Origin of the sequence: Paenibacillus senegalimassiliensis (genome assembly GCF_001486585.1) — a bacterium.
Classification (GTDB): domain Bacteria; phylum Bacillota; class Bacilli; order Paenibacillales; family Paenibacillaceae; genus Fontibacillus; species Fontibacillus senegalimassiliensis.
Genome location: NZ_LN909046.1, coordinates 26,263 through 39,361, shown reverse-complemented (window position 1 = coordinate 39,361; position 13,099 = coordinate 26,263). Strand labels below are relative to the sequence as shown.

At 49.6% G+C, this 13,099-nt stretch carries 11 protein-coding genes; 2 read left to right on the top strand and 9 right to left on the bottom strand.

Annotation, left to right across the window (positions count from 1 at the left end; translation table 11 throughout):
* Positions 1–133 precede the first annotated feature (133 nt).
* The 3 genes from dtd to BN3279_RS14300 are packed head-to-tail and all read right to left on the bottom strand — an operon-like array spanning position 134 to position 2,973.
* Entirely contained in the window at positions 134–592 is a 459-nt protein-coding gene (gene dtd, locus BN3279_RS14310; RefSeq protein ID WP_059051873.1) for a D-aminoacyl-tRNA deacylase, read from the bottom strand.
* A 25-nt stretch (positions 593–617) separates the two neighbouring features.
* Positions 618–2,795: a RelA/SpoT family protein gene (locus tag BN3279_RS14305; protein WP_059051872.1), complete on the bottom strand. Its 2,178-nt coding sequence runs from the start codon at positions 2,793–2,795 to the stop codon at positions 618–620.
* Positions 2,785–2,973, bottom strand: coding sequence for a hypothetical protein (locus tag BN3279_RS14300; RefSeq protein ID WP_059051871.1), 189 nt, complete (start codon positions 2,971–2,973; stop codon positions 2,785–2,787). The genes BN3279_RS14305 and BN3279_RS14300 overlap by 11 nt, the downstream gene beginning before the upstream one ends.
* Before the next feature lie 85 nt (positions 2,974–3,058).
* Here BN3279_RS14300 and uraA point away from each other — a divergent pair, with 85 nt between their 5' ends.
* Positions 3,059–4,348, top strand: a complete 1,290-nt coding sequence (uraA, locus tag BN3279_RS14295) for a uracil permease (RefSeq protein ID WP_059054415.1) — start codon at positions 3,059–3,061, stop codon at positions 4,346–4,348.
* A gap of 94 nt (positions 4,349–4,442) precedes the next feature.
* On the opposite strand, the gene BN3279_RS14290 is transcribed toward uraA, so the two are convergent.
* From BN3279_RS14290 to BN3279_RS14265, 6 genes are all read right to left on the bottom strand, one after another.
* On the bottom strand, positions 4,443–4,955 hold the full coding sequence (locus BN3279_RS14290) for an adenine phosphoribosyltransferase (RefSeq protein WP_059051870.1): 513 nt from the start codon (positions 4,953–4,955) through the stop codon (positions 4,443–4,445).
* Positions 4,956–4,972: 17 nt separating this feature from the next.
* Positions 4,973–7,378 carry a single-stranded-DNA-specific exonuclease RecJ gene (gene recJ, locus BN3279_RS14285; protein ID WP_059051869.1) on the bottom strand — a complete coding sequence of 802 codons (2,406 nt, stop codon included), beginning with the start codon at positions 7,376–7,378 and terminating at the stop codon, positions 4,973–4,975.
* 42 nt (positions 7,379–7,420) lie between these two features.
* A complete protein-coding gene (locus BN3279_RS14280) occupies positions 7,421–8,374 on the bottom strand; it encodes a cation diffusion facilitator family transporter (protein WP_059051868.1) in 954 nt (317 codons plus the stop codon).
* A 113-nt stretch (positions 8,375–8,487) separates the two neighbouring features.
* Positions 8,488–9,375 carry a protein translocase subunit SecF gene (gene secF / locus BN3279_RS14275; protein ID WP_059051867.1) on the bottom strand — a complete coding sequence of 296 codons (888 nt, stop codon included), beginning with the start codon at positions 9,373–9,375 and terminating at the stop codon, positions 8,488–8,490.
* Entirely contained in the window at positions 9,365–10,618 is a 1,254-nt protein-coding gene (secD, locus tag BN3279_RS14270; protein ID WP_059051866.1) for a protein translocase subunit SecD, read from the bottom strand. Before secD ends, secF begins: the two co-directional genes overlap by 11 nt.
* A gap of 160 nt (positions 10,619–10,778) precedes the next feature.
* On the bottom strand, positions 10,779–11,021 hold the full coding sequence (locus BN3279_RS14265) for a post-transcriptional regulator (RefSeq protein ID WP_059054413.1): 243 nt from the start codon (positions 11,019–11,021) through the stop codon (positions 10,779–10,781).
* A gap of 475 nt (positions 11,022–11,496) precedes the next feature.
* Here BN3279_RS14265 and spoVB point away from each other — a divergent pair, with 475 nt between their 5' ends.
* Positions 11,497–13,095: a stage V sporulation protein B gene (gene spoVB, locus BN3279_RS14260; protein ID WP_059054411.1), complete on the top strand. Its 1,599-nt coding sequence runs from the start codon at positions 11,497–11,499 to the stop codon at positions 13,093–13,095.
* Positions 13,096–13,099: the final 4 nt, after the last annotated feature.

Genomic DNA, 13,099 nt, shown 5'->3' with positions numbered 1-13,099 from the left:
GATCTTACTTCGTCTTAAGCTTGCCCCAAAGCAGTCTCGTTATTCTTTGAGATAGCTTCCCCTTCCCCTAATAACAAAAAGCATGCTGCACCATCATGATGCAACATGCTCTCTTCTATCCTTGCTTATATGCTCACACCAACAAAGTTGATGGAGGACTGTCTATGATCAGGGTCACCGGTCCCCAGTTCGTCAGCGCTACGTCCATTTCAGCACCAAATACCCCCGTCTCTACAACTAAGCCCTTATCTCGAAGCAGTTCGTTAAACCGTTCGTACAACGGCTCGGCGACTTCCGGGCGGGCAGCAGCCATGAAGTTGGGTCTTCTTCCCTTACGGCTATCAGCGTACAAAGTAAATTGCGACACCGAAAGAATAGCTCCACCAATCTCACTTACGCCCAGATTAAGCTTGCCATCTTCATCCTCAAATATCCGTAAGCTGGCAACCTTATCAGCCAAATAAGCAGCATCCTTCTCCGTATCCTCATGAGTAATGCCAACTAGCAGCATCAGCCCCTTGCCGATTGAGCCCACCGTTTGTCCCCCCACGTTCACCTGGGCCTCCCGGCAGCGTTGCACAACTACTCTCATCGTTCCTGAATCCTTTCCGCGTACCTTATTGCATAATCCGGTGCACCGTATAAACGTCCTTCACCCGCTTGATCTTCTCCACAACGGATTGCAGATGATCTGTATTGCGAATCAGGATCGTCATATGCACCAAAGCCATTTTATTTTTGTCCAAGCGGCCGGATACCGCTGAAATATTCGTCTTGCTCTCCGCCACCGCTTGCAGCACCTCGTTCAGGAAGTTGCGGCGTTCATGACCTGTAATCTCGATATCTACACTGTAGTTCGCTTCAATCGCGGTTTCCCATTCCACATCAATAATCCGTGCCGCTTCCTCTCCATCATGGATTCCCGGAATGTTCGTACAGTCACTGCGATGGACCGATACCCCGCGGCCACGAGTAATGTAGCCTACGATTTCATCTCCTGGTACCGGATTGCAGCATCTGGCAAAACGCACAAGAAGATTATCGATGCCCTTCACCACTACTCCGTTGGTTGGACGGCGTCGTTCCTCCTGTTGGCTCTTGACCTCCTTCACCTCTGAAGTAAGCTCGATATGCCCTGCCGCTTCCTCCTGCTCCTTACGCAGCTTCTCCGTCAACTTCGTGACGATCTGAGCAGCCGTAATTCCACCGAAGCCTATTGCGGACAACATATCATCTACATCATTAAAGGTGAACTTCTTGGCCGCATCCAGCAGCTTATCCTCTGACATCCATTGCGAAGGCTCGATCCCGGCACGCTTCAATTCCCGCTCGATCGCTTCGCGACCCTTCTCTACATTCTCCTCGCGCTTCTCTTTCTTGAACCATTGCTTGATTTTGCTGCGAGCATGAGACGACTGGGCTATCTTCAGCCAGTCTTGACTCGGTCCGTAAGAATGCTTGGAAGTCAGAATCTCCACGATATCCCCAGTCTTCAGCCGATGATCCAGCGGCACAATTCGGCCGTTGACCTTGGCCCCGATGGTACGATTCCCCACCTCGGTATGGATGCGATATGCAAAGTCCAGCGGTACAGAGCCAGCGGGCAACTCAATAACTTCACCTGAAGGGGTAAATACAAACACGAGATCGGAGAAGAAATCCATTTTGAGTGATTCCACAAACTCCGAGGCATCCTTCGCCTCATGCTGCAGCTCCAAAATCTCGCTGAAGAACGTAATTTTATTCTCCAGCCCCCCGGTATCGGTGCCTTCCTTGTAGGCCCAGTGCGCCGCAATCCCGTATTCGGCTGTACGGTGCATCTCCCAGGTACGAATCTGTACTTCTGTCGGTTCTCCATTCGGGCCGACCACCGTCGTATGAAGTGATTGGTACATATTCGCCTTAGGCATCGCGATATAATCCTTGAAACGCCCTGGCATCGGTTTCCATAGGGTATGGATGATTCCCAGGGTCGCATAACAATCCTTGATATTATCGACGATAATGCGAATGGCCAGCAGATCATAAATCTCATTAAACTGCTTGTTCTTCATCGTCATTTTCCGGTAAACGCTGTAAATATGCTTCGGACGGCCGGATAAATCAGCTTGAACTCCCATTTCATCAAGCTTTTCCGCAATCCGGTCAATCACATTCTTGATGTATTCTTCACGCTCTGCACGCTTCTTGCGCATCAGGTTGGCAATCCGGTAATACTGCTGTGGGTTCAAATATCTAAGGGCGATATCTTCCATCTCCCACCGAATCGCAGAAATCCCGAGCCGATTGGCGATCGGACAGAAAATCTCCAGCGTTTCGTAAGCAATCCGACGCTGGCTTTCTTCCGATTGATATTTGAGCGTCCGCATATTGTGCAAGCGGTCCGCCAACTTGATGACGATGACGCGAATGTCCTGAGCCATGGCAATGAACATTTTGCGGTAGTTCTCGTTCTGCTGCTCCTCCTTGGACCGGAATTTAATCCGTTCCAGCTTGGTCAGCCCATCTACCAGCAAAGCACAATCGCCACCGAATCGCTCCTGTATCTCCTTCAAGGACACCGTAGTGTCTTCGACCACGTCATGAAGCAAAGCTGCAATGACCGACAGCACATCCATCTGCATGCCCACTACAATGTCTGCTACGGCCAGGGGATGAAGAATATAAGGTTCTCCGGATTTGCGGAGTTGTCCGTGATGGGCTTGATCCGCAAACTCGTACGCTTCCCGAATGCGCTCCAGGTCCGGTTCCTTTATATAGGCAGATGCCTTTTCGAGTAATTGCTCAATGCCCATGGTGATCCTGTTGATTCCTTTCTATATGAAAATATTCTAAAAAAACGCACAGAAGAGCATAAATCGCCTTATTTTGATTTTCTATAATTATGACTCTTGCACCTTCTCCCGTCAACTCTTGGGTTGCCTCTTCGGTGCGGACATCCCCTCCGAATGGAAGCTTTACATCATTGTTCATGAATTTTCTGTTGAAAAATGGCGACAATGTCATTAATCTAGTAAGGATAGTTATCTTGATCGTTATATTCAGAGGAGTGAACGTGTTGCAACGTGAAATTCAAGTTAATGAAAAGGTCCCCGTCGGGCCGGGCGCGCTCTTAAGCCTGCAGCATCTATTTGCCATGTTCGGCAGTACCGTGCTGGTTCCAAATATTTTCGGCGTCGATCCCGGCATGATTTTGCTGATGAACGGGATTGGTACCCTGCTTTACATCTTAATCTGTAAGGGGAAAATTCCGGCCTACCTCGGCTCCAGCTTTGCCTTCATCTCACCTGTAAGCATGGTGATCGCAAACAATCCGGATGGCGGATATGCGATGGCGCTAGGTGCCTTCATCATTACGGGTCTCATCTTCCTGCTGGTTGCTTTGTTTATCAAATATGCCGGTACAAGCTGGATTGATGTAGTCTTCCCTCCGGCAGCCATGGGGGCTATCGTTGCTCTGATCGGGCTGGAGCTTATCCCCGTCGCCGCTGGCATGGCGGGATGGATTAGCAGTAATCCCGGTGAAGCCTGGTCTCCGGATCCCAAGCATATTACACTTTCGCTCGTGACGCTTGGGGTTACCATGTTCGGCGCCGTTCTGTTCCGCGGATTTCCCAAGATTATTCATATCCTGATCGGGATCGTGGTCGGTTATGTGTTAGCTTATTTTATGAAAGAAGTTGATACGGGTGCCATCGCGGCTGCCAAGTGGTTTACACTGCCTACGGTCACAACCCCGCAATGGAGTCTGTCCGCGATCATTACAATTATCCCTGTGGCGCTGGTCGTTATCGTTGAGCATATCGGCCATCTCCTGGTGACCAGCAACATCGTTGGCAAAGATTTGTCCAAAGATCCCGGCTTGCACCGCTCGCTGATGGGGAACGGGATTTCTACCATTTTGTCCGGCTTTGTTGGCTCCACCCCTAATACCACCTACGGGGAAAATATCGGCGTAATGGCATTGACCCGTGTATACTCAATCTTCGTCATCGGTGGAGCTGCAGTATTCGCTATTCTGCTCTCCTTCTCAGGCAAGTTCTCAGCCATCATCGCTGTAATTCCGCCTCCCGTCATGGGCGGTGTATCGCTCTTGCTCTTCGGCGTTATCGCTGCATCCGGCTTGCGTATCTTCGTGGAGCAGAAGGTTGACTTCTCCAAGCCCACCAACATGCTGCTGGCCACCATCGTTCTGGTCATTGGTTTGAGTGGGACAAAGCTGACTATGGGCGATGTTGAACTCAAGGGTATGGCGCTGGCGACCATCGTGGGCATTGTGATGAGCCTGCTGTTCAAGCTGATTCAGGTGCTTGGACTCAGCAATGACAAGGATGAAGCAGCTCACTAAACTTCTGGTTAAAGTAATAAAAGGGTGCTGTCCCAAGCCTGTTGGCTTTGAGACAGCACCCTTTTCCCTTTACACTCAAACTCTACTCTTCAGCTTAATAAGTCAGCAGCGAGAATACATCAATACCTTGCAGCTTCTCGCGACCGTTCAACTCGCTTAACTCGATCAGAAAAGCAGTACCCACCACGTTGCCGCCTAATTGGCGAACCAAGTTCACAGAGGTAGAAATTGTTCCGCCCGTTGCCAGCAAGTCATCGGCAATCAGCACATTTTGCCCCGGCTTAACTGCATCACTATGCATAGCCAGACGGTCCTTACCATACTCCAGATCATATTCCACCTCAATGGTCTTGTAAGGCAGCTTCCCGCTTTTACGAATCGGAACGAACCCTACGCCAAGAGCATAAGCCAGGGGAGCACCTACTACAAACCCGCGAGCCTCAGGGCCGGCAATCAGATCAATCTTCAAGTCGCTCACAAGTTGCTTCAACTCGTCGATAGACTTACGGTATGCATCACCGTCGTTCAGTAATGTTGTAATATCCTTAAAACTGATCCCAGGCTGGGGAAAATCAGGAATGACCCTGATATGTTCTTTAAAATCCACAAAAATCTCCTCCTATTTTATGAAGCCCCTTGGTTTTGGGCAAGCATCCATTCCGTAATTTCCGGGACGCGACCATGCTCCAGCAACTGTTCCATATCCGCCAGCAGCTCAAGTTCCCGATAACGGCTCGAAGTCTCAAGCGGCTGCTTGGCCGGAGAAGGATTCAGCTTGACCATACCAGATCTCCGCTCCAGAAATCCCAGTTCTTCGAACACACCTAACGTCATCAGCAGCATACGCCTGGACCAGCCAGTCCGTTTTGCCAGGGCGGCAATCAAGTCATCTTCACGAAATCCTTGAGCAGCTTGCCGATGAATCAGCCCGTACACTTGCTTGAAATGATCACGGGATGGGCGCTCAATCTTCTCTTGTGCAGAACGCCGTGGATGTAGTAAGTATAACCGCTCCAGCCCGGCAAATGCAGATAACATGCCTTGCCAGCTTTGCTGTGTGCCCGGCAATTCAAGAACGAACAACGTTCCCACCTGCTGACTGCCAGATGCTTGTGCCAGACCATTGGCAGGACGGGCACCATCCTTCTTATCATATACCCAAACCTGTATGTCGTTCAATTGGCCAATCGCAGATACATCTGTCCCTGGATTGACCACTACTGCCGGGAGTCCAGAGCCGCAAACGGGCAAATTTATCAGCTTGTGATAAATTTCATCCAACTGCTGTAGAGGTCGGCGAGAATCTCGATAATCAAAGACTTGAATATGACCAACCGCCAAATCCTGAATCATAAGCTGGGGCTTCCGTGAGCCATTCCACTCATTAATGCTGGCTTCCGCCACTACATCCAGCTCAGCTTCCTCCGTCAGTACCGTAGCCAGCGCTCCCTTGCCAAAAGCAACGGCCTCAACAGTCTTCCCGTTCTGAGCCACAATCAACTTCAAATGCTTCCCGTCTTTGCCCATCTGCCGGCACTCCAGCAACTTGAGCCCTCTCAGCAGGAGCTTGGGACAAGCATTGGCCATCCCAAAGGGAGCCAATCCTTCCAATTGCTCAATCGCTTGCAGGGTAATTTCCTGTAGCGAACAACTCAAATCAATTTGCGTAACAGGTACGAAATGCTCTGGCCCCAGCCGGGAGGCCGCAAAGCCTTGCAGCCGTTCTTTAAACGCTTCAATTCGGCTTTGATGCAGCGACATACCCGCTGCTGAAGGGTGACCTCCATAATGATCAAGCAAATCCGCGCAATCGGTTAACGCCTCATACATATTGAATCCGGGAATGGACCGTGCAGAGCCTTTACATTCTCCGGTCTCGGGGTTAATTCCCAATACAATGGTTGGCCGATAGTACCTTTCGAGCAGCTTGGAGGCAACGATGCCCACCACACCGGCATTCCAGCCTAAACCAGCTACCACGATGACATCCGGCATGGCACGGTCCTTCGTCTGCTCCTCCAATTGCGCCAAAGCTTCTTGGGTCATTTCATCCACCAGCATCTGCCGCTCTTTATTAAGCACATCCAGTTCCTCGGCGGTGTCCTCCGCTTCTTCCAGACTGTCCGCTGTCAGTAACGACACCGCCCGATTGGCATGGCTCATACGTCCGCTGGCATTAATACGCGGTGCCAAACCGAAAGCCACGGTCGTTGAAGTGACATCACCGCTAGACCATCCCGCCGTCCCCAGCAAGGCTGTAATGCCAGAAAAAGACGACTTTGCCATCGACGCAAGCCCCGCCTTGACCAGCATCCGATTCTCACCCGTCAAGGGCATCAAATCAGCGATGGTTCCAAGAGCAACCAACTCTGTCCAAGCTTCCGGAGTTTCTTCTCCCAATAAGGCCTGTGACAGCTTGTACGCCACCCCAACCCCAGCCAGTCCTTTAAAGGGATAAGTACAAACGGGGAGTTTGGGATTCACCAGCGTATAGGCCTCCGGTAGAATCGCCGGGGGCTCATGGTGATCCGTGACAACAACGTCCATTCCTACAGAGTTGGCGTACGCTATTTGTTCCACAGCACTAATTCCCGTATCCACCGTAATGATCAGACTGAATCCCTTCTTGTGAAAGTGCTCCAGCACAGGGATATGCAAGCCATAGCCTTCCTTGGTACGGTGGGGAATATAGTAATCATATGTAGCACCCATATGCCGCATCAAGCAAATCATCAGTGTTGTAGAAGATACACCATCCGCGTCGTAATCGCCATAAATCAATATGCGTTCTCCTTCGGCTACAGCGCGGCGAATACGCGAGACTGCGTCCTCCATCCCGCTAAGCAGCAGAGGATCATGCTGCTCCGCTAGGTCACCACTCAAGAACAACTCGGCCTGCCGAGCATCTCCCATCCCCCTTGTAACGAGCAAAGAGGCCAGCAGTGGCGAAATACCCAACTGATCAGCAAGCTCCCGCGAACGATTTGCGTCGACAGGCAATACATCCCAGCGTGATTTGGCATGAAGCAAAATCGGTACCTCCCTTCCTGTCATTTCTCAGACTGCCTCTGCTTATTGCAGCAGACTTGGCAGATCGTTGTCGGATTCCTCGGTGTTACTTTTGTAAGGGTAACCTGCATCATAAGGCTTCACTTGAATTCGAACATCAATGACATGAGAGAAACGATTAAGCAACAGTAATCTTGCCCGATTGGCAATATCATTGGCCTCTAGAACCGTGATTTTAGGATTAACGCTAATCTTTGCACTAATCGTAACGTAATGACCGTTCTCCAGTGCTCGCAGTTCTTCGACCGCAATCACACCATGTACTCTTTGAACCGTCTCAATGAACGAGGCCGCGTCCTCTTCCTGCATTCGGAATACCGGCATATCATAAAGCGATGTCTTCACCAAATGATAGGAACGCAGCAAAATATGACAGGCTACAATAATAGCAGCAATCGGTTCAAGGTAAAGCAGTGCAGGGATATCCCACACATGGCCTCCCATAGCCGCAGCTACTCCGACCAATATAGTAACAGAAGAAAATAACGATTGCCGATGGTGATCCACAAGCCGACGTCCTTCCACCGCATCTCTTCCTACTTGCCGTACTTGAAGCTGGAATACCAATTCTTTCAGCGCCATAGACAGCAATATAGCTATTAACGGTAGAGTCTCGGGAGGGGTAATATCGGCTGTTACAATAGCAGTAATTCCAGCAATCAGAAGTTGCAATGCGCCCATCATTAGAAATATAGAAAGAAAAATGGCAGGCAATGGCTTCACCGTCTCCTTGCCGGGCAGTGATCCTTTCTGTCTGTTCCGGCCACTTAACTCTGGGAAGCGCAGCTTGATTGCGGCGCTTACGGCCGCATCATGGGTGGAGTACAAGGCTCCCGCCATTAGTGCTTGGCTGCCGAACATCCAACCTATAATCCCTTTGAATATGGCGAGACCGACATCGCTGACGATGCCAAGCCAAGTCGTTGAGCGCAGCAACATGTCTTGTTCTCGTGTCATAGTCAACCTCCTGAAGCACGTAAGACTGAAAAGAGCGGGAAAGCCGCGTCTAGATCGACGCGGCTCCATCCCTAACTAACAAATAAGTTACATAGCAACACAGCAAAACTTATTTAAGACGCTTTGGCCGTGTTCTTTTGTTTGCTCTTCAACAGGAACCAGAGCGGGCTTGCCACGAAGATGGTGGAGTAGGCCCCGAATAGCAAACCGATAACCATAGCCAGCGAGAACATGCGAATGGATTCCCCGCCTAACAGGAACAGGAAGAATGCCGCTACAAATACAGTCAGAGCCGTATACAAGGAGCGCATAATGGTTTGCGATACACTTTGATTGACCAGATGGATCAAATCCTCACGCGTTCTCGTCTTGGCAAAACGCAAGTTCTCCCGAATCCGGTCAAAGATAACGATGGTATCATTGATGGAATAACCAATAATCGTGAGTACCGCGATGATAAAGGTAGAGTCCACTTCAAGCCGGAAGATCGAGAATAAGGTAACCACCATAAAGGCATCATGCAGCAAGGCTACTATGGCAGCTAAGGCAAAACGCCATTCAAAACGAATGCTGACATAGATAATGATACCCAGGCAAGAAATCAGTACAGCATAGATTGCATTGCGCGCTAATTCCTTAGCCATCTCAGGGTCTACCGTGTTCACTTCGAAGGAAGCCCCTTCGTCCAGCTTCAAAATTTCATTCTTCAGCTCAACGTCATTATTTTCGCTAAGTACCGTATCAAATCGGATGTTCATCCGTTCTTCCCCGGCACTAATTGACGTACCTTCACGAATGTTCAGCTTCTCTAGAATAGGTTCAACTTGCTCTGATGTAATTGGCTTGGACAATGAAATATCCACATTGGAGCCAGCTCTGAAGTCAACGCTATAGTTCAGACCAAAGACAGAAAGGCAAATGATGCCAACAACGGTCATGATAATAGATATTGTGTAGAAGTATCTGCTAAGATGCACATAATCCAATTTTTTAAAGCTCACGAATATCACGCTCCTTCACACCGAAATATTTCGGTTTCAACAGCTTTCCAGCCTTAAGCAGCAGGTTCAGCAGGAAACGGGAGAGATATACGTTCGTGGCAATACTCAGTACGATCTCTACGATGAGCACCAAGGCAAACCCTTTGACAGCCCCAGTACCATAAGCGTACATTACGGCTGCAACGATAATCGTTGTAATCTGTGAGTCAAGCACTGTGCGCAGAGAGTGTTGGTCGCCAACTTTAACAGCCGACATAATGCTTCGACCCGCTCGTATTTCCTCATGAATCCGTTCATTAGTAATAATATTGGCATCGACGGCCATACCTACACCAAGTATAAACGCCGCAATCCCCGGCAAGGTCAGGGTAAAGTCAGCCCAGACGAAGACGAGAATAAGCAGCCATGTATGCACAATCAGCGTAAAGGCTGCGATTAAACCAGGCACCCGGTACATTCCGATCATGAAGACGAGAATAAATAGCGAGGCAATCAAGCCAGCTTCGATCGTCTCATCCAACGATTGCTTACCGAGCGTAGCACCGATACTTTGTGAATATTTCTCGGTGAGGTTCAGCGGCAATGCACCCAAGTTGATGGTATCGCGCAATTGCTTCGCTTTATCAAGGTCTCCACCTACACTAATCTGAGCGGATCCATCTGTCAGAACCGCTTGGACTACTGGGTCGGAGATAAGCTCCTCATTCATGAAGATGGCAAGCGGTTGACCGAGCAAGCGCTTGGTTACTTCGGCGAATTTGTCCTTGCTGGTTACACTGATGCTAACTAGCGGCTCGTTCATTTGTCCGAACTCTAGCTTAGCCCCATTGGCAGCAAAATCCGTACCAATCATCTCAATTTTGTTGTACTGATTAGGATCGGTTTCTGTACCGTCCTTACTCCGGAAGGTCAGCGATGCAGGCTCCTGCATCGTTTCGCGGACCGTCTTCTCATCCGTCACACCGGCTAATTTCAAGCGGATGCGGTTCGTCCCCTCTGTCGTCACTTCCGGCTCGCTTGTACCGAGCTTGTTAGCCCGCTCCTCCAAGCTTTTAGCCGTTTGAATCAATGATTCTCTCGTGACCTGAGTGCCGCCTTCAAGCGGACTGGCTTCATACAAAATCTCGAAGCCACCCTTGAGGTCAAGGCCAAGACGCACGTCTTTCAGCAGGCCGGGGGTTGTCCATCCCATAATACCAAAGGATACAACCACGACGGTTATGAATGCGATAATTCTTTTCATCCCGTACTTCGTTCCCCTTTCAAATTCTCAATATTCCTATTATAGCTATGCCATATTAGCCAGTCAATTTATATGAAAAACCTCTCTTCATGTTAGTTATTTTCTGGCCCCCTGTCCAAAAAATTCATAAATGGCGTCACCGCAACAAAAAGGACCCCATTTACTCAAAGCGGGATCCACGATAAGCGGAGATCGTCATATAGTTCATAAACTGATTCGCTTTCAGCGAGAGAATATCATTGACCAGTTGATGTAACGGAGGGGGGCCGTTCTTCTCATATTTATGGCTAACGCACTCCCAGATGTCCGCCCCGGTAACATGCTCGTACCCGATGAGCCGGAATTCTTCGGCTTTACTGCGACATAGGCTTTCGATCGCCTCGTTCAATTGTTGTTCCGTCATTTCCTCTTCAGTCACGATCCAGCCTCCTTCCAACCTGTCTTATCCTATATTCTACTCTAATTCTCCATCTCCTGCCTATAAGAGGTTGTTCAAAAAGTCGTCTTCCCAGGACGGAGTTGATTCGAGAAGTGAGTTCGACATCGAATCTTGAATTCAACCGGGCCAAGCATAGGCTTCCGTAGTATGTTCCTTGCAGAAACATTTCAGTTGCTCACGTACCCATATGCTTCCGAAGTCGTTTTCTCCGAAAACGTGTAGCTCCGCTACTCAGTCCCTGGCTTCATCCAACCTTCTCGGTCCTGAAAATTCGACTTTTTGATCTCGCATTATTATGAAGTTGTTCAAAAAGTCGTCTTCCCGGAATGAAGTTGAACGAACAAGTCATGAATGGGGACAGGTCCAACATATTCATAGAAGAGAGGCTTTGCCGCCTCCAGGGAAAGTTCAAAAGCTGACGGGGGAAGAGGGAGTTACCTTGAATAAGCAAACCTTTATCCAGGGGACAATGATATTACTGGCGGCTGGAATCATCAACCGCATTCTGGGATTTATACCGCGGATTATGTTACCTCGAATTATCGGGGCCGAAGGCGTGGGTCTATACCAACTGGGCTATCCGTTTTTTCTTGTCCTTGTCACGATTATCACCGGGGGAATTCCGCTTGCTGTCGCCAAGTTGGTTGCCGAAGCAGAGTCCTCGGGCAAACCTGAACGGGCCACATCTGTATTACGGACAAGCCTGGTATTCACCACGGCTGCCGGGTTCCTGTTTACCTTTCTCTGCCTGTTTGGTGCGCCATGGGTCACTCGTTATGTTTTGACCGATCCCCGTGTATACCAGACTTTTATTGCCATGAGCCCCATGATCATTATTGTATCTATATCTTCCGTATATCGCGGCTATTTCCAAGGGAAGCAAGATATGATTCCTTCGGCGTTATCTTCGATCCTAGAGACTCTAGCCCGTATCATTGGTGTTCTCTGGTTCTCCTATCTGCTACTTCCTTATGGGGTTGCCTACGGAGCAGCCGGCGCCATGCTTGGCGTTGTCGCCGGGGAAATCGTGGGGATGGCCGTCTTGCTATGGCAATACCGAAGATTACAGCATCGAGAACGCAAACCTTTCACCGGGGAGACTGCCAATGGGGATAAGTCTGAGTCCTCACCTCATAGCGAAGTAGAAATGTCCCCAGGAAGAACACTGCGGAAAATTTTGAGGATCGCCATTCCAGTGACAGGAAGCCGTCTCGTTGGCTCCTTGTCCTACTTGCTGGAGTCTATTTCGACCGCCCGAAGCCTGGCCCTTGCCGGCATTACTGTGGCTGCGGCTACTTCCCAGTACGGTGCTCTCCAAGGCATGATTATTCCTCTGCTGCTGCTGCCAGGTGCGCTCACCTCTTCACTGGCCGTTTCACTCGTTCCTTCATTGGCTGAAGCTCAGGCACGAGGAGATACACGAACCATTCATCTTCGCCTTCACCAGTCCATTCGATTAGCGCTGGTAACCGGTGCTCCGTTTGCAGCCATCATGTATGTACTGGCAGAGCCCATCTGCCAAATTGTGTACAGCAACACCGAAATTTCGGGCATGCTCAAGATTATGGCTCCGTTCGCCTTATTCCTGTACGCCCAGGCACCATTGCAAGCTACTTTGCAGGCCTTGGACAAACCTGGCCGGGCATTAATCAATACGCTTATCGGGGCGATTATCAAAATCGGACTTATTTTCTACTTGGCATCCAATCCGGCTTTGGGCATTTATGGGGCAATTATCGCCATCATTGTTAATTTTGCTCTGGTTACCGTCTTGCATGGTTATAGTGTGTCCCGCTCATTGCGCTATCGCCTGCCTTACCTTGATATAACCAAGGTGGTTGCTGCTATGTTCATCATGGCTGCAGCAGCCGATTATACTTACAAAAAACTGGTCATAAGCTCGCATTCCGCCATTCAATTTATGCTGTCTGCCCTGCTCTCTGGCTTATTGTACATTATCCTTGCCGCCATCATGGGCTTGTTCGATCTTCATGATCTAAGAAGATTGCCCATTCTGGGGAAATGGTTCCGCCGATAAAGCC